The sequence below is a fragment of the Streptomyces sp. NPDC047061 genome (assembly GCF_040643955.1).
In the GTDB taxonomy this organism is placed as follows: Bacteria; Actinomycetota; Actinomycetes; order Streptomycetales; family Streptomycetaceae; genus Streptomyces.
Genome location: NZ_JBEYVI010000007.1, coordinates 52,468 through 79,190, shown reverse-complemented (window position 1 = coordinate 79,190; position 26,723 = coordinate 52,468). Strand labels below are relative to the sequence as shown.

The 26,723-nt window shown below is 72.1% G+C and carries 23 protein-coding genes; 14 read left to right on the top strand and 9 right to left on the bottom strand.

From position 1 onward, the window contains the following. The first annotated feature begins 86 nt into the window (after positions 1-86). The 6 genes from ABZ887_RS13785 to ABZ887_RS13760 all read left to right on the top strand — a co-directional run bounded on the left by ABZ887_RS13785 (position 87) and on the right by ABZ887_RS13760 (position 8,932). Positions 87-1,034: an ATP-binding cassette domain-containing protein gene (locus ABZ887_RS13785; protein ID WP_361287586.1), complete on the top strand. Its 948-nt coding sequence runs from the start codon at positions 87-89 to the stop codon at positions 1,032-1,034. Next, positions 1,031-2,593, top strand: coding sequence for a hypothetical protein (locus ABZ887_RS13780; protein WP_361287583.1), 1,563 nt, complete (start codon positions 1,031-1,033; stop codon positions 2,591-2,593). The genes ABZ887_RS13785 and ABZ887_RS13780 overlap by 4 nt, the downstream gene beginning before the upstream one ends. Next, entirely contained in the window at positions 2,590-3,426 is an 837-nt protein-coding gene (locus ABZ887_RS13775; protein ID WP_361287581.1) for an ABC transporter permease, read from the top strand. The genes ABZ887_RS13780 and ABZ887_RS13775 overlap by 4 nt, the downstream gene beginning before the upstream one ends. 524 nt (positions 3,427-3,950) lie before the next feature. Next, a complete protein-coding gene (locus ABZ887_RS13770) occupies positions 3,951-6,323 on the top strand; it encodes a SpoIIE family protein phosphatase (RefSeq protein ID WP_361287578.1) in 2,373 nt (790 codons plus the stop codon). Between the two features lie 117 nt (positions 6,324-6,440). Beyond that, the gene (locus ABZ887_RS13765) at positions 6,441-7,277 is read left to right on the top strand and encodes a thioesterase family protein (RefSeq protein ID WP_361287574.1); all 837 of its coding nucleotides are present in this window, start codon (positions 6,441-6,443) and stop codon (positions 7,275-7,277) included. Positions 7,278-7,360: 83 nt separating this feature from the next. Further along, positions 7,361-8,932: a helix-turn-helix transcriptional regulator gene (locus ABZ887_RS13760; RefSeq protein ID WP_361287571.1), complete on the top strand. Its 1,572-nt coding sequence runs from the start codon at positions 7,361-7,363 to the stop codon at positions 8,930-8,932. Between the two features lie 33 nt (positions 8,933-8,965). On the opposite strand, the gene ABZ887_RS13755 is transcribed toward ABZ887_RS13760, so the two are convergent. From ABZ887_RS13755 to ABZ887_RS13730, 6 genes are all read right to left on the bottom strand, one after another. Beyond that, positions 8,966-9,637 carry a TMEM175 family protein gene (locus ABZ887_RS13755; protein WP_361287568.1) on the bottom strand — a complete coding sequence of 224 codons (672 nt, stop codon included), beginning with the start codon at positions 9,635-9,637 and terminating at the stop codon, positions 8,966-8,968. A 202-nt stretch (positions 9,638-9,839) separates the two neighbouring features. Continuing rightward, positions 9,840-11,678: a M1 family aminopeptidase gene (locus ABZ887_RS13750; RefSeq protein ID WP_361287565.1), complete on the bottom strand. Its 1,839-nt coding sequence runs from the start codon at positions 11,676-11,678 to the stop codon at positions 9,840-9,842. Positions 11,679-11,837: 159 nt separating this feature from the next. Then, positions 11,838-12,449: a hypothetical protein gene (locus ABZ887_RS13745; RefSeq protein WP_361287562.1), complete on the bottom strand. Its 612-nt coding sequence runs from the start codon at positions 12,447-12,449 to the stop codon at positions 11,838-11,840. Next, on the bottom strand, positions 12,446-14,155 hold the full coding sequence (locus ABZ887_RS13740; protein WP_361287559.1) for a PHP domain-containing protein: 1,710 nt from the start codon (positions 14,153-14,155) through the stop codon (positions 12,446-12,448). Before ABZ887_RS13740 ends, ABZ887_RS13745 begins: the two co-directional genes overlap by 4 nt. A gap of 224 nt (positions 14,156-14,379) precedes the next feature. After that, the gene (katG, locus tag ABZ887_RS13735; protein ID WP_361287556.1) at positions 14,380-16,569 is read right to left on the bottom strand and encodes a catalase/peroxidase HPI; all 2,190 of its coding nucleotides are present in this window, start codon (positions 16,567-16,569) and stop codon (positions 14,380-14,382) included. 76 nt (positions 16,570-16,645) lie between these two features. After that, on the bottom strand, positions 16,646-17,083 hold the full coding sequence (locus tag ABZ887_RS13730) for a Fur family transcriptional regulator (RefSeq protein ID WP_089103592.1): 438 nt from the start codon (positions 17,081-17,083) through the stop codon (positions 16,646-16,648). A gap of 208 nt (positions 17,084-17,291) precedes the next feature. On the opposite strand from ABZ887_RS13730, the gene ABZ887_RS13725 reads away from it, so the two are divergent. The 5 genes from ABZ887_RS13725 to ABZ887_RS13705 all read left to right on the top strand — a co-directional run bounded on the left by ABZ887_RS13725 (position 17,292) and on the right by ABZ887_RS13705 (position 20,734). Next, the gene (locus ABZ887_RS13725; protein ID WP_361287553.1) at positions 17,292-17,666 is read left to right on the top strand and encodes an LPXTG cell wall anchor domain-containing protein; all 375 of its coding nucleotides are present in this window, start codon (positions 17,292-17,294) and stop codon (positions 17,664-17,666) included. Next, entirely contained in the window at positions 17,663-18,283 is a 621-nt protein-coding gene (locus ABZ887_RS13720; RefSeq protein WP_361287550.1) for a class F sortase, read from the top strand. Before ABZ887_RS13725 ends, ABZ887_RS13720 begins: the two co-directional genes overlap by 4 nt. Positions 18,284-18,385: 102 nt before the next feature. Continuing rightward, positions 18,386-18,877: an RNA polymerase sigma factor gene (locus tag ABZ887_RS13715; protein ID WP_361287547.1), complete on the top strand. Its 492-nt coding sequence runs from the start codon at positions 18,386-18,388 to the stop codon at positions 18,875-18,877. Beyond that, a complete protein-coding gene (locus ABZ887_RS13710; protein WP_361287544.1) occupies positions 18,861-19,331 on the top strand; it encodes a hypothetical protein in 471 nt (156 codons plus the stop codon). The genes ABZ887_RS13715 and ABZ887_RS13710 overlap by 17 nt, the downstream gene beginning before the upstream one ends. 278 nt (positions 19,332-19,609) lie before the next feature. Next, positions 19,610-20,734: an acyltransferase gene (locus tag ABZ887_RS13705; RefSeq protein WP_361287541.1), complete on the top strand. Its 1,125-nt coding sequence runs from the start codon at positions 19,610-19,612 to the stop codon at positions 20,732-20,734. Positions 20,735-20,753: 19 nt separating this feature from the next. On the opposite strand, the gene ABZ887_RS13700 is transcribed toward ABZ887_RS13705, so the two are convergent. Together ABZ887_RS13700 and ABZ887_RS13695 are read right to left on the bottom strand one after the other, a co-directional pair. Then, a complete protein-coding gene (locus ABZ887_RS13700) occupies positions 20,754-22,886 on the bottom strand; it encodes a discoidin domain-containing protein (protein ID WP_361287538.1) in 2,133 nt (710 codons plus the stop codon). A 207-nt stretch (positions 22,887-23,093) separates the two neighbouring features. Further along, entirely contained in the window at positions 23,094-23,795 is a 702-nt protein-coding gene (locus tag ABZ887_RS13695; RefSeq protein ID WP_361287535.1) for an SDR family oxidoreductase, read from the bottom strand. A gap of 295 nt (positions 23,796-24,090) precedes the next feature. Between ABZ887_RS13695 and ABZ887_RS13690 the strand changes: the two genes are divergently transcribed. Beyond that, complete coding sequence (locus tag ABZ887_RS13690) at positions 24,091-25,011, top strand: SGNH/GDSL hydrolase family protein (protein WP_361287532.1); 921 nt, start codon at positions 24,091-24,093, stop codon at positions 25,009-25,011. Here ABZ887_RS13690 and ABZ887_RS13685 read toward each other — a convergent pair. Then, positions 25,008-25,451, bottom strand: a complete 444-nt coding sequence (locus ABZ887_RS13685) for an Lrp/AsnC family transcriptional regulator (RefSeq protein WP_361287529.1) — start codon at positions 25,449-25,451, stop codon at positions 25,008-25,010. The genes ABZ887_RS13690 and ABZ887_RS13685 overlap by 4 nt on opposite strands. A gap of 123 nt (positions 25,452-25,574) precedes the next feature. Between ABZ887_RS13685 and ABZ887_RS13680 the strand changes: the two genes are divergently transcribed. Next, entirely contained in the window at positions 25,575-26,144 is a 570-nt protein-coding gene (locus ABZ887_RS13680; RefSeq protein ID WP_361287526.1) for an alpha/beta hydrolase, read from the top strand. A 68-nt stretch (positions 26,145-26,212) separates the two neighbouring features. After that, positions 26,213-26,704 (top strand): peptidylprolyl isomerase, encoded by a 492-nt coding sequence (locus ABZ887_RS13675; protein ID WP_361287523.1) that lies wholly within the window; start codon positions 26,213-26,215, stop codon positions 26,702-26,704. The last annotated feature ends 19 nt before the right edge of the window (positions 26,705-26,723 follow it).

Here is a 26,723-nt window from a genome sequence, read left to right as displayed (position 1 = left end):
CCGGGCCAGGCTAAGCCGAGGCGCCTAACAGCGAGATGACAGTGGCCGTTCGGCCCCTGTAACCCGCTCCGTCACAGGGTGGGGCCATGAGCGACGAGAGTACGAAGGCGACGATCGAGGTCATCGGTCTGCGTAAACGCTTCGGGCCACAACTGGCTCTGGACGGGATGACGTTCACCGTGCGGCCCGGACGGGTGACCGGCTTCGTCGGCCCGAACGGCGCGGGCAAGTCCACCACCATGCGCGTGATCCTGGGCCTGGACGCGGCTGAGGAGGGAAAGGCCCTGGTCGGCGGGGTGCCGTACCACACCCTGCGTCGCCCGCTCCGGCATCTGGGGGCACTGCTCGACGCCTCCGCGCTCCAGCCGAGCCGCACCGCCCGTAACCACCTGCTGTGGCTGGCCCACTCACAGGGCGTGCCGCCCCGGCGGGTGGACGAGGTCATCGAACAGGTCGGCCTGGGCACGGCCGCCCGGCGCAAGGCCGGCGGCTTCTCGCTGGGCATGCGCCAGCGCCTGGGGATCGCGGCGGCGCTGCTCGGCGACCCGCCGGTCGTCATGCTGGACGAGCCGTTCAACGGCCTCGACCCCGACGGCATCGTGTGGATGCGCGGCTTCCTGTCGTCGCTGGCCCGGCAGGGCCGCGCCGTCCTGGTCTCCAGTCACTTGATGAACGAACTCGAAGACACCGCGGACCATCTGGTGGTGATCGGCCGCGGCCGCGTCGTCGCGGACACCAGCGTCTCCGAGCTGCTCGCCGAGGCGGCCGGCGGCCGGGTCACCCTGCGTACCTCCGCGACTGCGCGCGCCGCCCAGGTCCTGCAAGGTGCGGGCGCCACCGTTTTCGCGACCGGCCCCGGCGCCCTCGGCGTCACGGGCCTGCCCGACGTGGAGATCGTGGCCCTGCTCGCCCGGAACGGGGTGCCGTTCTCGGAGGTGTCCAGGGACCGGGCGACGCTCGAAGAGGCGTACATGGAGCTCACCCGGGACGCGGTGGAATACCGGGGCACCCCGGCGGGGGAGGCCACGCGATGACCGTCGGCCTCACCCCCCGCCCCCCGGCCACGAGGCGCGCTGAGCGGGGCGGGTTCCTCAGGACACTGCACGCCGAGTGGACGAAGTTCCGTACGGTACGCGGCTGGGTCCTCGCCATGGCGGGGGCGCTCCTGGTGACGATCGTGGTCGGCCTGCTCGGCACGGCCGCCCCCGCCCCCGGCGGGGGCGGCGCCGACTCCGCCTCGTATCCGAAGGGCCCCGGTGGCGAGGCCGTCAACGACAGCTTCTACTTCGTCCACAAGACGCTCACCGGCGACGGCACCCTCACCGTTCCCCTGCGGTCACTGACCGGTGCGGCCGACACCGGGACCGGCAGGACGGCCCAGGGCGCCCAGCCCTGGGCGAAGGCCGGGGTCATCGTGAAGGAAAGCCTCACCCAGGGATCCTCGTACGCGGCGGTCATGGCCACCGGCGGTCACGGCGTGCGCATGCAGTACGACTACACCCACGACACGGCGGGCCCCTCCGGCGAGGTCTCCCAGGAGTCCCCGCGCCGGCTGCGCCTGGTCCGCTCCGGTGACAGTCTCACCGGGTTCACCTCCACCGACGGCTCCCGCTGGACCGAGGTCGGCCATGCGAAGCTGCCGGGGCTTGCGCGCACCGTGCAGGCCGGGCTCTTCGTGTCGTCACCGGAGGCGAGGCAGGACACGGCGGCGGGCACGGGCTTCAGCCCCGCCGTGGCCACCGGCACCTTCGGCCGCCCGGCACTCACCGGCGGCTGGTCCCAGGGGGCGTGGAGCGGCACACAGGTGGGCGGCGACGCGGGCACCTCCGGCAGCTACACGAACACCACCAAGGGCGGCTTCACCCAGGCCGACGGCGGCGGGTTAACCGTGACCGGGGCCGGTGACATCGCACCGGTCGTCGGCGGGCCCGTCATGGGTGTCGGCTTCTCCGTCGAGAACTTCCTCGTCGGCACCTTCGCCGGGCTGATCGTGGTGATCGCCGTGGGCACGGTGTTCATCACCGGCGAGTACCGGCGTGGTCTGCTGCGTACGACCATGGCGGCAACTCCCCTGCGGGGCCTGGTGCTTGCTGCCAAGGCGCTGGTGGTCGGGGGCGTTGCGTCCGCCATCGGCCTGGTGGCCGCCGCGATCACCGTTCCCATCGGGGAACGCAGCGCGCGTGGCAGAGGCTTCCGTGTCTTCCCCGCCGCGTCGGCGACCGAAGTGCGCGTCGTGGTCGGCACCGGCCTGCTCTGCGCGGCCGCCGCCGTGCTCGCTCTCGGCGTCGGTGCCCTGCTGCGGCGCAGCGGCACGGCGGTCGCCCTGGTCATCGCGTCGATCGTGCTGCCCTTCCTGCTTGCCACGTCCGGCGTACTGCCCCCGGGCGTCTCGGAGTGGCTGCTGCGGGTGACCCCGGCTGCGGGCTTCGCCATCCAGCAGACCCTGCCGCGGTACGCGCAGGTACTCAGCGTGTACGAGCCGTCGACCGGCTACTACCCGCTGGCCCCCTGGGCCGGTCTCGCCGTGCTGTGCGGATACGCCGCGCTCGCCTTCTGCCTGGCCGTGGTGCGGCTGCGCGGGAGGGACGTATGAGTCTCCTGAGCGGTGCACGACTCACGAGCACGGCGGACGGCGCGTGGCGAGGGGACTTCGGCCGCGCCCTGCGCGCGGAGTGGACGAAGCTGCGCACCGCAGGAGAGATGGGCAGGTTGCTCCTGCTCGCCGTCGCGCTGACCGTGGCCGTCGGCTGCGGTACCGCCAAGGCCGTGGAGTGCCCGGACGCGGGGTGCGGCCAGGACGCCGTCAAGCTCGCCCTGACCGGCGTCACCGTCGGGCAGGCGGTCATCGCCGTCTTCGCGGTGCTGGCCGTCAGCGGCGAGTACGGCACCGGGATGATCCGCACCACGTTCACGGCGGTGCCGAACCGGCTCATCGTCCTCACCGCCAAGGCGACGGTCCTCACCACGGTCGTCCTGGCATCCGGGGCTGCTGCCGTCCTGGCCTCCCTCCTCGTCGGCCGCTGCATCCTGCCCGGCAACGGATTCACCCAGGCGCACGGCTATGCCCCGCTGTCCCTGGCCGACGGCCCGACCCTGCGCGCGGCCGTGGGCTCGGTCCTCTACCTCGCCCTGATCGCCCTGATCGGCCTCGGCGTGGCGACGGCGGTGCGGGAGGCGGCGACCGGCATCGGGATCGTCCTCGGTCTGCTCTACCTCTTCCCGGTCGTCACCCGGGTGGTCAACGACCCGGAGTGGCAGCGCCACCTCCAGCAGATCTCGCCCATGACCGCCGGGCTCGCGGTCCAGGCCACCGTCCATCTGCACGAGCTGCCCATCGGACCATGGGCCGGCCTGGGCGTGCCGGCCACGTGGGCCGCGGCCGCGCTGCTGGTCGGCGGCCTGCTGCTGCACAGGCGCGACGCGTAGCCGAATCGGGTCGACCGCGAGAGCGGTGGCTTCGGGCCCCGACGACTCCGGGAACGGACCGATAGCAGGCATGCGACGGCCACCCCGGCTCCCTGCACCGCTCCCGACGAGGTGATGAAGTTCGACCACGGCACGGCCCACGACGGACATGGCAGACATGGCGGACATGGCGAGGGGCACACCGGCTGGCGCGCAGGAGTCGGCAGCCGTTCGGCAGCCTCACAGCGATCAGCGCGCCGCCGTCGCGGCCCTCGCCGCCGGGCGGGCCTGCGACAGCGGGCGGGCTGCGGAGCGGGCGGGTCTGCGGGGCGGTGTCCGGCCCGATCCGGCAGGTGGAGGTGTCCGCCGTCCGGACCGCGGCCCCGCGCCGGACGGACGCGGCGCTCGGAGCCGACCATCGAGGAGGGCGGCCTCCTCCCGGCGCGCCCCGGGACGCGGCGGCTGCCGGGGCGGCGGCCGTGCGTGCGGTTGTCGTCCGTCCTGTGGCACGGGATGCTGAGGGGGCACGGAGGGAAGCGGTGCCCATGGATCGTTTTCCGAACGCGGCCAACGTCGACTTCCACAGTCCTCTGGACCTCACCAAGGCCGCGGCCGCGGTGCTGGACGCCGAAGGCCGCATCTCGGGATGGGGCCCCTCGGCCCAGCGCCTCCTCGGACATCCGCCCGAGGACGTGCTCGGCCGGTCCGCGGCCCGCCTGCTGGCGGCGGATCCGGGACAGCGGCTCTCCGCGCTCTGCACGGCGCACCGGCCCCGCAGCACGGTCCTCGACCTGTCCTGCAAGGACGGGCGCACCCTGCGCGCGGCCGTGACCTTCAGCCCGCTCGCGCCCCAGGGCGCGGCCGCGACCGTCGTGGTCGCGGCCGACCTGGCGGCGCTGCGCGGCTGGGAGGCACAGCTGGCCATGTTGCAGGGGCTGGCCACGGAGTCCTCCGTGGGGCTGACGATCTTCGACACGGACATGCGCGTCGTGTGGGGGAACGTCTCCACCGATCTGGAGCTCGCGGGGATCGCCCAGTACATCGGCCGCCCGGCCGCGGACCTCTTTCCGGAGGGGGAGTTCATCTCCCGCCACCATCCTCCGGACGAGGACCAGATCATGGAGCACGTGCTCACGACGGGCGAGCCGATCATGGGCATGCACTATCGCGGGCGGGCCCCCGCCGACCCGGTACGCGAGCACGTCTGGTCCTGCTCGTACCACCGGCTGGTGGACGCCCGGGGCGAGCCGCTGGGGCTGTTCGAGGAGTCCCTGGACATCACCGACCGCTACCGCGCCCAGGAGCGGCTGTCCCTGCTGGTGCGGGCGGGGAAGCGCATCGGCGCCTCGCTGGACGTACGCCGCACGGCCGCGGAGCTCGCCGACGTGGCGGTGCCGCAGCTGGCCGACGAGGTGCTGGTGGACCTGCCGCCCGCGGTCATCGAGGGCCGGCAGCCGGCGACGGGTTCGGCGCCGGGGCACAGCCTGCTGCGGATGCACGGCCGCACCCCGGAGGAGTTCCGGACCACTCCCGTCTCCTACCCGGCGTCGTCGCCGCAGGCGCTGAGCCTGGCCACCAGCCGCCCCGTCGTCGACGCCGCCCCGCACGGCCCGGCGGGCGGGCCGGCTCCGGCCGACCGGCGCTCCAGCCTGTTCGTCCCGCTGGTCGCCCGGGACGCGGTCCTCGGCCTCGCCACCTTTCTGCGCAGCAGCAACCCCGACCCCTTCGGGCCCGAGGAGCAGACCCTTGCGGTGGAGCTGACCGAGCGCGCCGCCGTCGGCATCGACAACGCCCGCCGCTACACCAGCCAGCACGCGGCGGCCCTGGTGCTGCAGCGGAGCCTGCTGCCGCAGCACCTGCCCGAGCAGAGCGCGGTCGACGTGGCGTACCGCTATCTGCCGGCCGACAGCCGGGTGGGGGTGGGCGGCGACTGGTTCGACCTGATCCCGCTGTCCGGTGCCCGGGTGGGGCTGACCGTGGGCGACGTGGTCGGCCACGGTGTGCACGCGGCCGCGACCATGGGCCGGCTGCGTGCCACCGTGCGGACCCTGGCCCTGCTGGACCTGGACCCGGCCGAGCTGCTCACCCGCCTCGACGGCCTGGTCGCGCAGGACTCCGAGCCCCACGCGGACGACGGGCTGGGCGACGAGGCGCTCGGGGTGACCTGCCTGTACGCGATCTACGACCCGGTCAGCGGCCGCTGTGTCTGGGCGAGCGCGGGCCACCCCCCGCCGATCGTGGCCGACGCGAGCGGCTCGGTGGCGCTGTCCGCGCTGGCGCCGGGGCCGCCCCTGGGCCTGGGCAGCCTGCCCTACGAGAACGTGGAGCTGAGCCTGTCCAGCGGCAGCGTGGTGGCGTTCTTCACCGACGGCGTCGTGGAGGACCGGCGCACCGACATCGACAGCGGGATCGACCGCCTCGCCCATGTGCTCACCTGGCAGCGGTGTCCGCTGGAGGAGCTGTGCGACCGGGCGCTGTCGACCCTGCCGCCGGGGCCGCAGGCGGACGACGCCACGCTGCTGCTGGTCCGCACCCGGCGGCTGGGCCCCGGGCAGGTCGCGGACCTGGAGCTGCCGCCGGACCCGGCGATGGTGGCCCGCGCCCGCACGGACACCGAGCGCCAGCTGGAGACGTGGGGCCTGTCCGAGCTGGCGTTCACCGCGGAGCTGGTGGTGAGCGAGCTGGTCACCAACAGCATCCGGTACGCCACCGGGCCCGTGCTGCTGAGACTGATCAAGGACCGCAGCCTGCTGTGCGAGGTCTCCGACAACGCGCACACGGCACCGCACCTGCGGCGGGCCCGCCGGGACGACGAGGGCGGCCGCGGCCTGTTCCTCGTCGCCCAGATGTCCCAGCGCTGGGGCACCCGCTACACCGGGTCCGGGAAGACCATCTGGGCCGAACTGGCCATTCCCTAACGGAGGTCGTGGCCCGACCGGCGGCCGCACGATAATTGCACTGTGCACTTTCTCACGCGGCGAGACGTGCGGATCCCGGTAGCGTCCGTAGTGGCCGCCCCGAAGGAGACATGTCCGTTGTCCATCCCGTCCGTGTCCCACGACAGTTTCTTCGAGGCCGTCGGCGACCGCCGCTACAAGCCGACGCCCCACACGGGCGGGGCCTGGGCCGCGGAGGAGCAGCACGTCAGCCCGCTGGCCGGGCTCGTCGTCCACGCCCTCGACCGGTACCGGGCGGCCGGTCCGGACACCGGTCTCCTGCTGTCCCGGATCAGCTACGACATCCTCGGCCGCCTCGCCCTCGACGAGTGCGAGATCGAGGTGGAGACCATCCGTCCCGGGCGCACCATCGAACTCCTCGAAGCGGTCGTACGCATCGCCGGCCGCCCGGTGCTGCGAGCCCGCGCCTGGTACCTGGCCGGGCTCGACACCACCGCGGTCGCGGGCGGCCCCGACGTCCGCCTCGCCCCACCGGATTCCCTCACCCCGTGGCGGGCGAGCGAACTCTGGCCCGGCGGCTACATCAACTCCGTGGAGATCCGCCCGATCGCACCACCGCGCCCCGGCCGTACGGCCGCCTGGCTCTCCACTCCCCTGGAGCTGGTCGCCGGTGTTCCGGTCAGCCCCGTCGCCTCGTTCCTCACCCTGGTCGACACCGCCAACGGCATCGCCGTCCGGCAGCCGCCCACCGAGTGGATGTTCCCCAACGTCGACCTCACCATCCACCTCCACCGCCAACCGCGGGGCCCCTGGACGGGGTTGGACACGAAGGTCGCCTTCGGCCCCACCGGACAGGGGCTGACCAGCACGGTCCTGCACGACCTGGACGGCCCGGTCGGACACGCGTCGCAGATCCTCACGGTCCGCCCCCTGACAGGGACCAAGGGCGCAGGGGGGAGTTCGGGGCCCGAGTAGGCTTGCGGCCGAGCGAAGCAGGTCACGTGCCGACATGACCGAGAAGGAGCAGCCCGATCGACGAGCGTCCGACCTTCGCGCAGTTGCTGCGGCACCATCGCCGTGCGGCCCGGCTGACCCTGGAACAGCTCGCCGAGGCATCGGGCGTCAGCGCCCGGACCCTGTCGGACATCGAGCGCGGCCGGAGCAAGGGGCCCCAGCACCGGACGGTCGTCGCCGTCGCGGACGCGCTCTCCCTGGCGCACGACGCCCGTCAGCAGCTCCTGGAACTGGCGCGGGACGCCCGCCTGCGGGACCACTGGACACGTCCGACCGGGCTGTGCGAACTCCCCCGGTCCGTCGACGACTTCACCGGTCGTGCGGCCGAACTGGGGTGGATCGACAACCTGGTCCGGAACGAACTCGCGCCCGGGGTCGCCGTGGTGGGGCTCATCACCGGGTCGGCCGGGCTGGGGAAGACCACATTCGCCGTCCGGGCCGCCCACGCGGTGCGGGCGCGGTTTCCGGACGGGGTGTTCTTCCTCGACCTGTTCGGCATGTCCCAGCGGCCGCTGGCCGTCGACGACGCCCTGGGGCTGCTGCTCGGAGCGCTCGGGGTCGCCGATCAGCAGCTGCCCGCGGACATCCAGGGGCGTGCCTCCCTGTACCGCTCACTGCTGCGGGAGCGGCGGGCCCTCGTCGTGCTCGACAACGCCGCCTCCGAGGAGCAGGTGCGACCGCTCCTGCCGGGCGGCGGCGCGGCCAGGGTGCTGGTCACCAGCCGGCGGCTGCTGTCCGGCCTGGAGGGCGTGCGCAGACTCGTCCTCGGCCCGCTGCAGCTGCCCGAGGCCACGGAGCTGCTGACCGGCATCCTCGGCGACCGGTCCGAAACCGACGGAGAGCCGGCGCTCACCCGGCTCGCCCAGTTGCGCGGCGGACTGCCGCTGGCGCTGCGGATCATCGGCAACCGCCTGGTGAGCCGGCCCGACTGGGGCGCGGACGAGCTCGCCCGGCGGCTGACCGACGAGGAGCGCCGTCTGGAGCAGTTCAAGGCCGGCGACCTCAAGATCGCCAATGCGTTCGGGATGTCGTACGAGCAGCTTGCGCCCGCCGCGCGGCGGATCTTCCGCAGGCTGGCCGTCGTGCCCGGCCGGGACTTCGACGCCACTCTCGCCGCCATGGCCGGGGGTACGTCGGTCGAGGAGGCCTGGGACGCGCTCGACGACCTCGTCGACCTCGGTCTGCTGCTGGACGGCGCCGCGGGCCGGTACCGCTTCCACGACCTGGTCAGGCTCTTCGCCCGGGACCGGTTGCAGCAGGAGGAGACCGCGGCGCGGCGGGCCGCGCTGGTCGACCGGACGACGTCGTGGCTGCTGCGTACGGCCACGACCGCCGGGCGGTGGTTCGAGCCCGCGTACGGCCGCCCGGGCGTCGACGAGTCCGGCCTCGTCGCCCTGTCCTCCTTGGCGGAGGCAGAGGCGTGGCTGCGCGTCAATGTCGACAACTGGCTCGGCGCGTTGCGTCATGCGGCGGGCAGCGGACAGGACGAGGCGGTCCTCGACTGCGCGGAGTCGATGCACTGGTTCTCCGACCGGTGGGTGCACGGGTCGTCCCGCCCGGCCTCGGTGGCGGCTGTCATCGCCGAGGCCGCCGAAGCCGTCTCCGGCCAGTCCTAGGTCCGCGAACCGGGCCGCGGCCTCCCGCTGTCCTCAGTTCCCCGGCTGTTCCCCGGCCGACGCCGGTGCGGACGGTACGGCCGGGGCGGGCGTGCGGTGGACGGCGCGGATCGGGATCACCAGCACCCACCAGTACTTGGCGAGGTCGGGAGACCAGAACGCCAGCGGGATCGCGGTGACGAAGACCAGGATGTGCAGGACGTTGCGGCGGACCGTCCTCCTCAGTTCCTCGGGGTCCGTGTCCGGGACGGCCAACGCGGGGGCGGCCAGCAGGCGCACGTACATCGCGCAGAGGAATCCGAGGGACAGCGCGATCGCGCCCGAGTAGCAGGCCGTCGCCGTCGCCGTCTCCCCGTACTCGCTGAGCAGCTTGGTCGGGAAGGGCAGCGCCGCGACGACCGCGAGCAGGGCGAAGTACAGGTAGAGCAGCGAGCGGTCGACGGTCGCGATCCGCTGGAACAGAGCGTGCTGGGTCAGCCAGAGGATGCCGATGACGACGAAGCTCAGCAGATACGCGCCGATCGCGGGCAGCAGCTCCCGCACTGCGTGCGGGACCTCCGCGTCGCGCAGGCCCTCGGGGACGGTGATGTCGAGGGCGAGCAGGGTGATGGCGATGGCGAAGATGGCGTCGCCGAGCATCGACAGCCGCTCGGGGCTCACGACGATCTCGCTGCGACGCAGTACGAAGGGGCGGGAGTTGCTCATGTGAAGGACACCAGGTGCTCGTCGGCGTGCGGACGACGCAAGAGGTACCACACGGCGGTGTCCGCACGGGGCGGGAGAGTTCGCCCGGTGCGCACACCTGCCCGTTGAGGAGATTCCCGGTCCCTTCCGGGCATCGACGCGCGCGGGACGGCCCTGGCCTGCGGCCGTCCCGCGCCTGTCCGGCCCTGCGGGGCCGGGGGTGTCAGCCGACGATGCGGTGGGTGGTCCAGAACGACGTCAGGTCGGTGCTGGTGGCCGCCTGGGCCGCCGCCTTGAACTCGGCGGTGGTCGAGACGCCGTACCAGTGCGCACTGGCGTAGCTCTTGAGGAGGTTGGTCATGGCGGTGTCGCCGATCAGGCGGCGCAGGTCGTGCAGGGCGCACTTGCCGTAGCCGTAGACGACGGTGGAGTAGCGGGAGGAGTGGGCGTCCCAGTACGCCATCGAGTTGGTGATGTTCTCCGCCGAGGAGGCCCAGGAGACGCTGTTCCAGCAGTTCGTCCCGGTGCTGCCCAGCGCCAGGTCGGTGGCGTAGTCGGTGAACGCCTCGTCCAGCCAGGGGCTGTTGTACTCGTCGTCGCCGACGATGCCGTACCACCACTGGTGGCCGATCTCGTGGGTGAGCGCGGTGGTGCTGACGAGGTCGAGGACGAAGCCGGGGTACTCCATGCCGCCGAACCAGAAGTTGTTGTCGATGACCGCGTCCAGCTCGCCGTACGGGTAGGCCCCGAAGCGTCCGGCGTGCGCGTCCACAGCCGACTTGGCGGTGGTGAGCATCGACTGGGCACTGGAGGAGCTGATGCCCGACACCGAGTAGATGTTGATCGGGACCCCGCCCGGGGAGGTGCCGGAGATCTTGGTGAACGGCCCGGCCGCCCAGGCGAAGTCACGGACCTTGGTGGCGGTGGCGGTCGTGATGGTACGGCCGCTGGAGCCGGCGGTGTCGACGGAGGTGCCGGTGGCCGGGACCAGGATGCTGGTGGGGTGGTCCAGGGTCACCTTGAAGTCGGCGGCCAGGGAGTAGAAGGACTCGCCGTTGTTGGTGTACGGGTCAAGGTGCCAGCCGGAGCCGTCCTGGACCGCGAGGACGGGCAGCGCGTTGCCGATCATGCTGAAGGAGCCGTCGTAGCCGAAGCGGTCGGCGCCGCTGGGGACGGTGATGCCCAGGTCGAAGCCGACCGTGGTGCTCTGGCCCTGGGCCAGCGGGGTCGGCAGGGCGATCTGCAGGGCCGTGCAGGCGACCGAGAGGGCGCCCGCGGTGCCGCCGGTGACGTTGCTGACGGTGATCGGCGGGGCCGAGCAGGTGCCGTGGTAGTTGTCCCACAGCCTCAGGTAGATCTCGCTGAGCGCGGTCGAGGAGGCGTTGGTGAAGGTCACGCTCTCGTGGCCGGTCCAGCCGGTGCCGGTGGAGTTGCTGGTCAGGCTGACGGTGTAGGACGGCGCGGCCGGGGTACGGGTGCTGTCGCCCGGGGTGGTGGCGGCCGAGGTGTCGAGGGCGACGTCGTCCAGGACGAAGCTGGTCTGGAGGCTGGAGTCCTCGGCGCCGCTGAAGGCGACGGTCACGGTCTGGCCCGCGAACGCGGACACGTCGAATGACTTCTTCACGTACCCGGTGGCCTTGTCCAGGTTGGAGTAGGTCGCCAGGGTGGTGCTGCCGATCTTCGCCGTGAGCTTGTCGTACGCCGTGGACGAGGTCGTCTCGGCGGTGTCGATGTGCAGCCAGAAGCTGAGCGTCGCGGCGCATCCGGAGGGGATGCTGACGCTCTGCGAGAGCGAGTCGGTGTGGGTGCCGCCGGTGCCGTCCAGCCAGGCGAAACTGGAGCCGCCGTGGGCGGTCTGGCCGGAACGGCTGGTGATCACGCTGGTCGAGGACTGGGTCCAGGGTGAGGTGCCGCTCTCGAAGCCGCCGTTGGTGACCACCTGGGCCGGGGTGCAGGCCGCCTGCTCGGCGGCCGATGCCGTACTGCCGGGGAGCAGGGCCGCGGCGAGCGCCGCGATGGCCAACGCGCTGGTGGCGAAGGCCTTGTGGGGGGTCGATCTCACACGAAACTCCTTTACGCCGGCCGGGATTCCGGCCTGCTCGGAGACCGCCCGTCCGGCAGGGGTGTGCCGGAGAGCGGCCACAGGTCACGCGTTACGAAGGTGCGAGTTCGAAGCCTGACAGAATTGACCAGGGCATGTCACTAAGGGGTTACCCTCGGGTCAGATGTGGTCCGCGCAGCACGGGGTGGGGTTGGGGACCTCGAAGGGAGCCAGCAGGCCGCCCGCCGCCGGGACCAGGGTGAGGGTGAGGACGCCGTCGCGCCACTCCGGGCGTACGTGGTCCTGGGTCAGGACCCGGGTGGCGGGCGGGAGTTCGGCGGCGGGTGCGCCGAGGACCACCAGTTGCTCGATGGCGGTGCGGTCGAGCAGGTCCGCGACGGTGACGGTGCCGGTCAGGTGGGCCACGCCGGGGTAGGCCACGGCCCGGCCGGAGGCGGGGGGTGCGGCGGCCGCCAGGCGGGCGGTGTCCACCGCGTCGTCCGGGCCGTGGCTGCGGCCGGCCAGGGCGAGGCCGGCGCCTTCCGGGAGCATGCCGAGCAGCTCCGGCCAGAGCGCGTCCACGTCCACGTCCGCTTCCGGGACGGCCAGCGACACCGCCGTGCCCCGGCGTTCACCGGTGCGGTACAGGTGGGTGCAGGCGAACACGCCCTCGGTGAGTGCCAGTTGGCCGAGCACCCGGTGGATCAGGTGGTCGGCCTCGCGCAGGGTCGCCGTACCGGCGTCCACCCCGATGACGGAGTGGACGCCGGACGCGTGGTGCGGGGAGGTCATGCGGGCAGGACCCACATCGGGTTGGAGTAGAACCACAGGTCCTTCCACGGGTCGGCGTCGCCGAGGACGTCGATGGCCGGGCCGGCCGGGTCCACGGCGGCACCGTTGATGCCGACCGCGGAGCGGTTGCCGTCGGTGCCGCGCAGCCGGACGTAGACCGGCTTGTCGAGGCGGCCGAGGGAGTAGGTCAGCTTGACCGAGCCGGTCGCCTGGTTGACCTCGAAGGACTTCACGACCTTGGTGGTGGGCGTGGCGAAGGTGTCCTTGTCGGAGACGGCACCGGTGACATCGCCCTGGATGACGTCGACGCGGGCCAGCGACGGCACGAACTGCGCCCAGTTGGGGCCGCCCGCGAGGCTGATCTCGATGACGAGGTCCACCCGGCTGCCCTTGCGGACCTGGAGCACTCCGCCCAGGGTCACCGCGCGGGAGCCCGAGCCCAGCTTGACGTCGAGGCCGCTGATCAGACCGCCGTGGTCCACCCAGACCCGGCCCGCGCGGATGCCGTCCATGACCGACTTGTAGGAGAAGGAGGCGGCGCCGACGTGGGTGCGGGAGTACTGGCCGGGCCAGAAGTCGGTGTCGGTGAGGCTGATGCCGGTGCCGTAGACCGGGTCGTTGTAGCGGCCGTTGGCGTTGAAGTCGCTGTTCGGGCCGCGTACCGCGGTGTCGGCGTAGACGTTGTGGGAGTCGGAGTTGGCGGTGATCCACCAGGGCTTGCCCTCGGCGAGCAGGCTGTCCCACAGGCCGCCGACGGTGGCGGTCATCCAGTCGAAGCCGCCCCAGGTGCGGTAGCTCTCCAGCGGGTAGCCGGCGAAGGAGTCGGCGCTCGGGCTGTTGTCGTAGATGCCACGGGCCGAACCGGGGCCGTTCGGCTTGGGCAGGCCGCCCGCCTGGTGGCCGGGGGCGCCCTCGAAGCCGACGGCGATCGACGGCTGGGCGTCGCGCCAGGCGCGTATCTCGTGCGGGGAGTCGATGCCCTTGCGCGCCGGGTGGTTGGCGAGGAACAGCGCGTCCCTGACCGTGCGGCGCTGCACCTGCTCGGCGAGGAAGTTGAGGCCGGAGATGGCCAGCGCCTCGTTGGCGGGGGTGCCCGCGGAGGCGCCCTTCACCGAGCCGTCGAAGGAGTTCTCGAACTCCTTGAGGACGGCGACCTCGTTCTTGCCGGGGTGGACGAAGACCGTGCCGTGCTCGGCGGCCGGGATGTTCCACTCGAGGCCCTGGAAGACCAGCGTGTCGTCGATCTCGTCACGGGCGGCGACGATGTCCGGGTTGACCTTCTCGACACCGATCTTGGCGTGGGTCTCGCTGCCGTGGTCGGTGATGACCATCCAGTCCAGGCCGTGCGCGTTGGCCTGCCGGACGTGGTCGATGACCCGGTACTTGGCGTCGGAGCTGTGCTGGGTGTGGATGTGGTGGTCGCCGGCCAGCCACAGGTAGCCGCCGGAGCGGCTGTTCTGGGAGTGGGCGGAGGCGACCGAGGCGGCGGCCTGGCCCGCACCGGCGAGGACACTGCCCGCCGCGAGACCGGCGCCCAGCAGGCCGGTGCGGCGCAGCATCGAGCGGCGGGAGAGCTGACCGGGCGTCAGCTCCTCGTCGGGGACGGACAGATCGAGGGCGGGCGGCAGCGACGAGGCGGCGTCGCCGTCCCCGTGGTGGTGATGGTGGTGCGGGTGACCGTGGTCGTGGCTGTGTCCGTGACTCATGCTCGGAACTCCCGTGGGCGGCCGGTACGGGGGGTGGTTCAGGACGTGCAGAGTCTGCGAAGGTCGCGTGAACAACGGGCGTCGAGGTCATGGTGGGGTAAAGAACGACTCATGTGCAGCGCGCTACGCACCTGCCCCGGTGGGGAGTTGACCAAGGAGCCGTAAAGACGACAGCGCCCGGGCCGGCTCACGGGGAGCCGGCCCGGGCATCAGGTGCCGGAAGGTCAGACCAGGTCGAAGCGGTCCGCGTCGGCGACCTTCGTCCAGGCGGCGACGAAGTCCTTCACGAACTTCTCCTTGGCGTCGTCGCTCGCGTAGACCTCGGCGACGGCGCGCAGCTCGGAGTTGGAGCCGAAGACCAGGTCGGCACGGGTGCCGGTCCACTTGACCGCGCCGCTGTCGTCGCGGCCCTCGAAGGTGGACTGGTCCTCGGAGGTGGACTTCCAGGTCGTGCCCATGTCGAGCAGGTTGACGAAGAAGTCGTTGGTCAGCACGCCCGGCGTCTCGGTGAGGACGCCGTGCTTCGAGCCGCCCTGGTTGGCACCGAGGACACGCAGACCGCCGACGAGGACGGTCAGCTCGGGGGCGCTGAGGCCGAGCAGGTTGGCGCGGTCGAGGAGCAGGTACTCGGCGGGCAGGCGGTTGCCCTTGCCGACGTAGTTGCGGAAGCCGTCCGAGGTCGGCTCCAGGGCCGCGAAGGACTCGGCGTCCGTGTGCTCGTCGGTCGCGTCGACCCGGCCCGGGGCGAACGGCACCTCGATGTCGACACCGGCGTCCTTGGCGGCCTTCTCCACCGCCGCGGCACCGCCGAGGACGATCAGGTCGGCCAGGGAGACCTGCTTGGCACCGGTGTTGAAGTCCCGCTGGACACCCTCCAGGACGCGCAGCACCTGGGCGAGCTCGTCCGGGTCGTTGACCTCCCAGCCGCGCTGCGGCTCCAGGCGGATCCGGGCGCCGTTGGCACCGCCGCGCTTGTCGCTGCCGCGGAACGTCGAGGCCGACGCCCAGGCGGCGGAGACCAGCTGCGAGACCGTCAGGCCCGAGTCGAGGAGCTTGGCCTTCAGCGCCGTCACGTCGGCGGCGTCGATGGCCTCGCCCTCGGCCGCGGGCAGCGGGTCCTGCCAGATCAGCGTCTCCGCCGGGACCTCCGGGCCGAGGTACAGGGACTTCGGGCCCATGTCACGGTGGGTCAGCTTGTACCAGGCCCGGGCGAAGGCGTCCGCGAACTGGCCGGGGTTCTCGTGGAAGCGGCGCGCGATCGGCTCGTAGATCGGGTCGAAGCGCAGCGACAGGTCGGTGGTGAGCATGGTGGGCAGGCGCTTCTTCGACGAGTCGTGCGCGTCGGGGATGATCGCCTCGGCGTCCTTGGCCACCCACTGGTTGGCGCCGGCGGGGCTCTGGGTCAGCTCCCACTCGTAGCCGAAGAGGATGCTGAAGAAGTCGTTGCTCCACTGGGTGGGCTTGGTGGTCCAGGTGACCTCCAGACCGCTGGTGATCGCGTCTCCGGCCTTGCCGCTGCCGTAGGTGCTCTTCCAGCCGAGGCCCTGCTGCTCCATCGGGGCGCCCTCGGGCTCGGCGCCCACGCTCTCCGCAGGGCCGGCGCCGTGGGTCTTGCCGAAGGTGTGGCCGCCGGCGATGAGGGCGACGGTCTCCTCGTCGTTCATCGCCATCCGGCGGAAGGTCTCGCGGATGTCGCGGGCCGCGGCGATCGGGTCCGGGTTGCCGTTGGGGCCCTCCGGGTTGACGTAGATGAGGCCCATCTGGACGGCGCCGAGCGGGTTCTCCAGGTCACGGTCGCCGGTGTAGCGCTGGTCGTCGAGCCAGACCTTCTCGGGACCCCAGTAGACGTCGTCCTCCGGCTCCCAGACGTCCACGCGGCCGCCGCCGAAGCCGAAGGTCTCGAAGCCCATCGACTCCAGGGCCACGTTGCCGGTGAGGATCATGAGGTCGGCCCAGGAGATGGCCTGGCCGTACTTCTTCTTGACCGGCCACAGCAGACGGCGCGCCTTGTCGAGGTTGCCGTTGTCCGGCCAGCTGTTGAGCGGGGCGAAGCGCTGCTGGCCGGCGCCGGCGCCGCCGCGGCCGTCGGAGATGCGGTAGGTGCCCGCACTGTGCCAGGCCATGCGGATCATCAGGGGGCCGTAGTTGCCGAAGTCGGCCGGCCACCAGTTCTGCGAGGTGGTGAGCACTTCCGCGATGTCACGTTTCACGGCCGCGAGGTCGAGGCTCTGGAACGCCTCGGCGTAGTCGAAACCCTCGTCGAGCGGGTTGGCGACGGCGGGGTTCTTGGCAAGGATCTTCAGGTTGAGCCCGTCGGGCCACCACTGGCGGTTGCCGCCGCCCTGGGTGGGGTGCGGTGCGCGGTCGTGCGCGACCGGGCACTGGCCCGCGGCGTTCTCCTGGGTCTCGGACATGGGGGAAATCCTTCCGGAATGGGCGGATCGACGTACTCAGGAACTGCTGGACGTATTCAGGAACTGCTGGACGTACTCAGGAACTGCTGACGGTGGAACAGGCGGGGCACAGGCCCCAGTAGATGACCTCGGCCTCGTCGATCGCGAAGCCGTGGTCCTCCGAGGCGGTCAGGCACGGGGCGTCTCCGACCGCACAGTCGACGTCGGCGACGGCACCGCACGACCGGCACAGGACGTGGTGGTGGTTGTCGCCGACGCGTCCCTCGAACCGGGCCGGGCTGCCGGCCGGTTCGATGCGGCGTATGAGTCCTGCCGTGGTGAGCGCGTGCAGCGCGTCGTACACGGCTTGAAGTGATATGTGGCCTACGCGCTCCCGGACGCCCGAGGCGATCGCCTCGACGTCGAGGTGGTCGCCGTGGCGGACGGTCTCCAGCAGCGCGACGCGGGCGGCCGTCACCCGCAGGCCGGCGCCACGCAGCTCAGCGGCGGTCGTCGGGGGCTGGGATGCGGTCATGACGTCAACCTATCGCCTTAAACACGAGTGATTCAAGAAAACAAACCACTCAAGTCTGGTGGCGATCCGGACAACGTCCGCCCCGGGCGTCACCGCCGCACGACTTTGCCATTCCTTTACAACCTGTCCGGGTGCCGGGTCGTCTCTCCGCTCGATCCGTAACTCAGCCCGCCCCGACCACCGCGGGCCGACGAAAGAGAGCGTCCTCATGCGCCGAACTGTCCTGAGCGCCACGGCACTCGCCTGCACCGCCGTCCTGGCGGGCACCGTGCCCGCGTTCGCCGACGGCACCACCCCCAGCCCGGTCGCCACCGTGGCGCCGTCCCCCGCCCAGTCCGCGGAACCGTCCGCCGTCCCGTCCGAGGCGCCGTCCGCCGTGCCCAGCCGGACCGCGGCCCCCGCGCCGACGCGGGACGCGCACCAGGTCGCGGCGGTGCCGGCGGGCGCCCCCGACACCGGGGTGGCGGAGCCGTCCACGGGCTCCGGCTCCGAGAGCGCGCTGATCGGCGGGGGTGCGGCGGCCCTGCTCGCCGCGGGCGCGACGGTGTTCGCCGTCCGCCGCCGCCGGGCGACCGGGGCATGACCCCGCTCTCCAGGCGCGCCTTCGCCACCGCCGCGACGGCTTCGCTGTTGGCGGGCTGCGCGGGCCGGGCACCGGACCGGACCGCCCCGGCCGCCCACCGGCGGACGGCGACCTCGCCGTCCCCGGAGACGGCCGCCTCCGGTACCCCCGCCGCGCTCGGGCGTTCCGTGCCGGTCCGGCTGCGCATCCCGGCGATCGGGGTGGACACCCCGCTGCTGCGGCTGGGCCTCGCGGCCGACGGCACGGTGCAGGTGCCGCCGATCACGGCGCACGACCGGGCGGGCTGGTACCGCCACTCCCCCACCCCGGGGCAGACCGGCCCGTCGGTGATCCTCGGCCATGTCACGGTCGGCGCCTACGGGGACGGGGTGTTCCGCCGGCTCGCGGAGCTGCGCCGGGGCGAGCAGGTCGCGGTGCGCCTGGAGAACCGCAGGTCCGCGGTGTTCACCGTCGACGAGGTACGTACGGTCGCCAAGGCCGCGTTCCCGACGCAGGACGTGTACGGGGACGTGGACCGCCCGGAGCTGCGGCTGATCACCTGCGGCGGTCCGCGCGGCGGCGACGGCTACCTCGACAACGTCATCGTCTTCGCCACGCTGACCGGCACGACACCCTGACCCGCCGGATCGGATGCGGGACCGGTGGAACGTACGCCACCGGTCCCGCATCCTCCCCGGCGAGCGAGCACCTTCGCTCGCCCCCTTCGACCCTGGAGAACGTTGAAACGGTCCCGTGACACGGCGGCCTCCGAGCTCTTCGCCGCCCTGTACCCGCGCCTGGCCGGCTGGTGCCGCCGCCTGGTCGACGACGACGAGACGGCGCACGAGATCGCCTCGGAGGCCTTCACCCGGCTGTGGGCCCGGTGGACGAAGGTGGAGGAGCCGCGCGGCTTCCTCTACGTCACCGCGGCCAACCTCGTCCGGGACCACTGGCGCAAGCTGGAGCGCGAGCGCCGTGCCGTGCGCCGCGCCGGCTCGGAGGCCGCGATCCGCCCGCACACCGAGCCGTCGGACCCCTCGGTACGGCTGCTGGTGCAGTCGCTGCCCGAGCGGCTGCGGGTGCCGATCCTGCTGCACTACTACGCTGACATGCCGATCCGGGAGGTGTCCGAGCTGACCGGGCGCAAGGAAGGAACCGTCAAGGCCGATCTGCACGCGGCCCGAGAACTGCTCCGCGGCCAACTGAGGAGAAGCCTTGACCACACGCTTTGACGACGAACCCGAGTTCGACGGCCCCGACGACCCCCTCGCGGTCATCCTGCGGCCGCCGGCCGCGCACCTCGGTCCGCCGCCGGGCCGCTACGAGGAGATCCGCCGGTCCGCGGGCCGCCGCCGGCTCGTCCGCACCGTGGCCGGAGCCGGGGTGACCTGTGCCGTCGCCGTCGGCGTCGCCCTGTCGCTGCATCTGACGGCGCCTGCCGCGCCGCACTCCCCCCAGGTCCCCCTCGCGCCGCCGACCGTCAGCCCCACCGCCCCGCACCACCCGTCGGGATCCCCGGCTCCCGCCACCCCCAGCCCGCGCCCGAGTGTCGCGCCCACGCAACGGGGGACCACACAGGCTCCCGCCCGGGGGCCGTCGGCGGCCGCGTCCACGGTCCCGTCGGCGGTCCGGGGCACTCCGTCCGAGTACCGGCCGAGCGCCGTCGCCACGGCGGCCACGCGATGAGCGCTCCTTTCGAAGTGGGGCACTGCCGCACCGTCAACGCGGCGGCGGCCGGCGTCATCCGTCCGTGCCCCCGTCTTGCGACGCACCGCCCGCGCCCCAAAGGCGCGGGTCAAGGCGCCACTCCGGTGCGTGCGGAGCGCGGCGGGGGCCACGGCCCGGATGGCGGAGGCTGCGCCTCGGCGTTGGTGTGATGTTTTGTACAAAGCCGGAATGAAAGGCATGGAACGGGCAACGCTCCGTTTCATGCTCCACGCGCGAACCCTCCGGCAGGTGACTCGATGACGACGGCGACCCAGGCCCCTCCGACCGCTCCGGCCGCCGCGCCACCCGCCCGCACCCTGCCGTCCGCCTCCGCCCCTTCGCTGCCCTCCCTGACCGGACTGAGATGGATGGCCGCACTGCTGGTCTTCGGGCTGCACGTGCACAACTTCCGCTACTTCGGCGGCACCGGTGGCCGCATCGTGTCCTGGGGGTTCGAGGCCGGGGCCTCGGGGGTGTCGTTCTTCTTCGTCCTCTCCGGGTTCGTCCTGATGTGGTCCGCGCGGCCGGGCGACCGGGCGACGCGCTTCTGGTGGCGGCGCGTCGCCCGGGTCTACCCGGTGCACCTGGTCACCGTCGCCGTCGCGCTGGTCATGGTGTGCACGCTGCCCCGCCAGCCGAGGCCGACCCCGCTGCAGGGCCTCGCCGACGTGTTCCTTGTGCACTCCTGGTGGCGGCCGTGGTGGCAGACGCTGGACCCGGTCAGCTGGTCGCTGGCCTGCGAGGCGTTCTTCTACGCCGCGTTCCCGCTGCTGGCGCTGCTGCTGCGCCGGCTGGGCGGGCGGGGCGCCACGGCGCTGGCCGCGCTGGCCCTGCTGACGGTGCTGGCGCTGGCCTGGACGGACGCGCACCACTGGTGGACGCAGCCGATCAGTTCCTTCCCGGCCGCCCGGCTGCCGGAGTTCGTGCTGGGCGCGGCCACCGCGCGTCTGGTGCTGCTCGGCCGGTGGCGCGGACCCGGTCTGGAGGCCTCGCTGGCGCTGGCGGTCATCGGCTACTTCCTGGTCCCGCAGGTCACCGCCGAGTACGCGGCGACCGCCTGCACCATCACGGGCTTCGCGCTGCTCATCCCGGCGGCGGCCGTCGCGGACCTGCACGGCCTGCCCTCGCTGTGGCGGCGCCGGTGGCTGGTCCGCCTCGGCGAACTGTCGTTCGCGTTCTACATGGTCCATCTGCTGGTGCTGCGGGCGGGCACCCACCTGCTCGGCACCCGCCCGCGTTTCGACCTGTTCACCGGCACGGTCGTCGCCGCCGTCGCGTTCACCGTGTCGCTGGGCCTGTCCTGGCTCCTCTACGAGGGCGTGGAGCGTCCCGCGCGACGGCTGCTGCTGCGGCGGCGTCCGGCACGGCGGCGGACGGCCTAGTCCGGCCGGGCCCGGCCGGCTACGGGAACTGGACCACCTTGGACGGGGTGGTACTGGTCCCCGAGGTCGGCGACCCCGTGGTGTTGACGACGTGGGCGTACTGGCCCATGCCGCCGAGGGAGATCACCAGCAGGTCGTGCATCTTGATGCCCGAACCGGTCGGCACCTGGAAGCCGTTGGACTGCACGATCGTCGGATCGGCCGTGTAGTTGCAGTAACTGCCCAGGCCCCAGGCCTCGTGGGTGGTCACGGTGTCGGCGACCTTGTAGGCCGCGTAGCCGACGACGCCGTCGTGGGTGATGGCGGCGGCGTTCGGGGCGTCGTACGCCTTCTCGTTCTGGAAGAAGATCGTGCGGCCGCGTTCGCCGTTCCAGTAGACGTCGTACTTGTTGAAGTGCTCGACGAACAGGCCGGTGGCGAGGACGTCGTTGCCGTTGACTCTGAGGCCGTAGTCGGCGCGGTTGGTGTCCCAGCCGACGCCGCTGCCGTGGTCGGCGCGCCAGAGCCAGGTGTGGTCGATGATCACGTTGTTGCTGTTGACGACCACGGAGTTGGTGGCGAGGCCGGGTCCGGCGCCGCCGATGCGGACGAACACGTCCTGCATGGAGGTGGGGTTGGCGGAGTGGTCGGCGGTGGAGCCGGGGTCGCCGATCCGCAGCAGGGTGTCGGAGTTGACGGTGCCCGCGTCGATGAGGAACCCGGCGAGCTTGACGCCGTCGACGTCGGCGACGTGCATGGCGTCGACGCCGTTGTCCGGCACCAGAGTGGCGAGGCCCAGGCCGAGGACCACGGTGCCCGCGCGGGTGACGTTGATGGTCTGGTCGAGGTGGTAGACGCCCGGGGTGAAGAGGAGGTTGAGGCCCTGGGCGAGGGCCTGGTTGATGGTGGCGGCGGTGGCGCCGGGCTTGACGACGTAGAACTGGTCCAGCGGGATGGAGGTGCCCGCGTTGGCCGGCCAGGACACGCCCCGCGCATTGGTGCGCTTGGCCGGGACGAAGACCTTGTAGGCACTGCCGTCCAGGTAGAGGAACGGCTTCTCACGCGAGACCGGGGTGTTGTCCAGCGTGGTGTAGGAGCCGGTGGCGAAGTCGGTCGCGGGTGCGCCCTCGACTCCGGAGAAGGTCATGTTCCAGACGCCGTTGGTCCAGCCGCCGACGGAACTGTCGCGGGTGTACCACTGCTGCTGGGAGTACGGGCCCACCGTGCCGTCGATCTTCGAGTCGGCGATGTAGCCGCCGGAGGCCCAGCCGTAGCCGTTCGGGGCGAGGTTGAGGCCGCCCTTGACGTGGATACGGCGGAAGGGGGCCGCCTGAGCCACGGCCCACCGGTCGGTGCCGTTGGACGGCGTGATGGCGAAGTTCTCCGCCGAGCGCCAGAAGTTCTGGGTGGCGTTGCCGTTGAACCAGCCGGCGTCGACCGTGACGTCACCGTTGATCTGGGTGTCGTCGGGGTTGAGGCCGAGCCCGGAGATCGAGGTGTAGAAGCCGATCTGGGCGTTGATGCCGTTGTAGGTGCCCGGCTTGAGCAGGAACTGGTAGCGGCCGGTGCCGAACTGGGCCGACTCCTGCTGGGCGAAGACGGAGTCGAACGTCGCCTGGAGGTTCGGCGTGGACGGGTCGACGACGATCACGTTGGGGCCGAGGTCGCCGCCGCCCTGGACCGGGGGCGTGCCGGTGGTGGTGCCGTAGACCTGGAACTCCCAGAGCGAGTAGCCCCACTGGGTGGCGCGGTGCACACCCAGCATCCGGACGTAGCGGCCCTGCCCGGAGACGGTGAGGGTGTCGGTGCCGCCGTCGCCGCCGGTCACGGACTGCAGGTCGGTCCAGTTGCTGCCGTCCGCGGAGATCTGGACCTTGTAGTCCTTGCCGTAGGCGGTCTCCCAGTTGAGGACCACCTGGTTGACCTGGGCGGTGGCGCCGAGGTCGACCTGGAGCCACTGGTCGTCGGTGAAGGCGGACGACCAGCGGGTGCCGGTGTTGCCGTCCACCGCGTTCCCGGCGGCGGTCCCGGCGTTCTCCTCGGAGGACGCGGTGGCGGTCCTGCCCTGGGACAACGGGGTGTCAGCGGCCTGCGCCGCCGGCGCGTGCGCGACGGGGAGGGCCAGCAACGCTGCCATGGCGGCGAGCGCGACGCCCAAGGATCTCAGTCTCATCAGCGGCTCCCTGAGGTGGGCAGGGGGTACGTCCAACCGACGCACCCCACTGCTTAGTTCAGGATTTGATTTAAGTGATGAGGCAACCCGGCGACAACCCTTCGGCAGCGGATTTTTCAACGACCGGCCCCGCACACCCGCCGAACGGGCCGCCCACCCGGACACCGGGACGGAAGGGGGCGGTGCCGTTCGGATGCCGGGTCCCCCTCACCGGGCGAGCTGCTGGTACATGGCGGCGAGGTCGCCCGACAGGGCGCCCTTGGCCCAGCGGGTGAGGTCGTCGCCGAGCACCTCCCAGGCGTCCGACTCGATGCCGTCGAGGGCGGCCGCCGCGATGTCCTCGGGCTTCGCCTTGGGGCCGTCGGCATGGGCCGCCATGTCGGTGTCGACGTAGCCCATGTGCAGGCCGGTGACGCCGATGCCGCGCGGCTGGAGCGCCAGGCGCAGGCTGTTGGTCTGCGACCACAGCGCCGCCTTGGACGCACTGTAGGCGCCGCCCTCGGCGAGCCAGGACAGGACCGAGTGCACGTTCAGGATGTGACCGCCGCCGTTGCGCTCGATGACCGGGACGACGGCACGGGTGAGCAGCAGGGGGCCGTAGAAGTTGGTCTCGAACTCCTGGCGGATGTCGTCCACCGAGGAGGTCAGGAAGCGGGTGCCGGTGGCGACCCCGGCGTTGTTGACCAGGATGGTGACGTCCTGGGCCTGCTCGGCGACCGCGGCCACGGAGTCGGGGTCGGTCACCTCCAGGGCCAGCGCCACGGCGTCGGGGTGGGTGACGGTGCGCGGGTCGCGGGCGGTGGCGTAGACCTTGCCGGCGCCGCGCGCGTACAGCTCTTCCACCAGCGCCTTTCCGACGCCTCGGCTGCCGCCGGTGACGAGGACGACGGAATCCTTGATCGCGGTCATGACACTCACGCTCCAGACATGCGAAGAGATGGGAAACCGATCGGTTTCCATCGGGTCCCGCCCATCGTAAACCGATCGGTTTCCAGGTTCAATCGCGGAGGGCGGGGATCGGCGCGACGTGATCGCGGGCAGGACCGGATGCCCTTACGGGCAGGGCGGGTTACTCGATCCAGTTCCTTGCGTCCGACCTCTGGCTTCGGACTCCTACCGGGCGGTATACAGACCCCCGACACACGCGTGCGGGCCGCCCGTCGGGACCGGTTCCGTACGCGTCCTGGTTCCTGGGGGGATCTCCATGGCGTACGGCATCCCGTCCGACGGTTCGGCGAGACGGCACCGGCGGAAGGCCACCGTGGCGGCGGCGCTGGGCGGCTGCGCCCTGGTGGCCGCGTCCACGACACCGGCCGCGGCGCACGGCGGCGGCCCCGGTCCCGGTCACGACCGCGGCACGAGCTACGTGGCGCTCGGCGACTCCTACACCTCGGGCCCGGTCATCCCGACGCAGGTCGACGCGAACTGCGCCCGCTCCGACCACAACTACCCCTCGCTGGTGGCGGCGGCCCGGCATGTGAGCGCGTTCAAGGACGTGAGCTGTTCCGGGGCGACGACCGCCGAGATGTGGAAGGCCCAGGGCACCAACGGGCCCCAGCTCGACGCCGTGCAGCGGAGCACCGACCTGGTGACCGTCCAGATCGGCGGCAACGACATCGGGTTCAGCTCGATCATCGGCACCTGCGCGGCGCTGAGCTCGAAGGACCTGACGGGCAACCCCTGCCAGCAGTACTACAACGCGTCCGGCACCGATGAACTGACGCTCAGGATCGCGCAGGCCGCGCCCAAGGTCGACAAGGTGCTGCGGGCGATCCGCGCCCGGGCCCCGCACGCCCGGATCCTGGTCGTCGGCTACCCCGACCTGCTGCCCGACGACGGCAGCGGCTGCTATCCGACGGTCCCGTTCGCCGCCAAGGACTTCCCCTACCTCCGGGACACCGGGAAGCGGCTCAACCTCATGCTGCGCATGGTCGCCGCCTGGAACGGCGCCCGGTACGTGGACACGTACGGCCCGACCGTCGGCCACGACATGTGCAAGGCGCCTGCCGACCGCTGGATCGAGCCCCTCCAGCCGACCTCGCCGGCGGCCCCGGCCCACCCCAACGCCAAGGGCGAGGCAGCCATGGCCGGGGCGGTGCTGAACCGGCTGGAGCGGCGCTACTAGGGGTTCGTGGGCAGCGGCTTGGGGGGATAGCCGCGCAGGACGAGGGACGTGGTGACCGGGCCGTGGCGGGCCAGGGAGTCCACGACCTCCTCGAGGCGTTCGGCGTGGCTGCAGTGCACGTCGAAGAGCAGGCAGTCCTCGCCGGTCACCCGGAGCGTCGAGACGACCTCCGGGGTCCGGGCGGCGAGGGCGAGCGCCGTCGGCAGCTGGGCGTGCGTGGTGCGCAGCCGGACCACGGCGTGGATGTTGAGCCCGAGCGCGGCGGGGGCGACGACGGCGCGGTAGCCGGTGATGACACCGCTCTTCTCCAGCCGCTGGATGCGGGCGCCCGCCGCCGGCTGGGAGAGTCCGACACGCCGTCCGACCTCGGCTCCGGTGAGTCGGCCCTCGGTCTGGAGCAGCTCCAGGATGGCCCGGTCGATGTCGTCGAGTGATTCCATCGTCCTCGTCCCCACTTTCCTCTGGATCACTTGCCGGGCCGCGCCGCCGCCACTGGTCCGTCCAGAATCGCCCGCAGGACGGGCCCGGCAGGGGCCGGGTCACGACGGAAAGGGCGGTCGGCGGTGGTCGCGTACGTCATCATCCCCGGGATCGACGGGTCGGACGACAGGCACTGGCAGAGCCGGTGGGAGCGGGCCTGGGGCGAGGCGGCGGTGCGGATCGCTCCCGGGTCGTGGACCCGGCCCGAGCTGCGGGACTGGGTGGCCGCGGTGCAGACCGCCTACGACGTCGCCGTCGCACGGGGCGGCCGGGCGGAAGGCGGGGCGGACGGCAGGGTGGCACTGGTGACGCACAGTCTCGGCTGCTGGGCGGCGGCCGAGTGGCTGGCGTGGGCGCGGCCCGCGGAGGTCACGGCGTTCCTGGCCGCACCGCCCGACCCCCGGGGACCGGCGTTCCCGGGCACGGCCGCGCCGACGTTCCTGGAGCTGTCCGCCCGCCCGCTGCCCGGCCCGGCCCTGGTGGTGGCGAGCGAGGACGACCCCTACGCCGACCCCACGGCCTCCGCCGCGCTGGCATCGGGCTGGCGGGCGCCGTGGCACTCCGTCGGCGCGCACGGGCATCTCAACTCCGCGAGCGGTCTCGGTGACTGGCCCGTCGGCCGGGAGCTGCTCGACACCCTGGTGGGTTCCTGAGCGGCCCGGGCGCCCCGACACCCCGGGCCGTGCGGCCCCGTGGGACGGTTCGCGATAGGTTGACCTGCATGAGCGACAACGTTTACTTCGACATTTCGATCAACAACGAGCCGGCCGGCCGGATCGTGTTCAGCCTGTTCGACGACGTGGTGCCCGACACGGCCCGCAACTTCCGCGAGCTCGCCACCGGGCAGAACGGTTTCGGGTACGCCGGTTCCGGCTTCCACCGGATCATCCCGCAGTTCATGCTCCAGGGCGGTGACTTCACCCGCGGTGACGGCACCGGCGGCAAGAGCATCTACGGCGAGAAGTTCAAGGACGAGAACTTCAAGCTCAAGCACGACCGTCCGTACCTGCTGAGCATGGCCAACGCGGGCAAGAACACCAACGGCTCGCAGTTCTTCGTCACCACCGTCGTGACGTCCTGGCTGGACGGCAAGCACGTGGTCTTCGGTGAGGTCGTGGAGGGCCAGGACATCGTCGACAGGATCGAGGGCTACGGCTCCCAGAGCGGTGCCCCGAAGGCCAAGGTCGAGATCACGGCGAGCGGCACCGTCTGATCTCCCGACATCGTCTTTC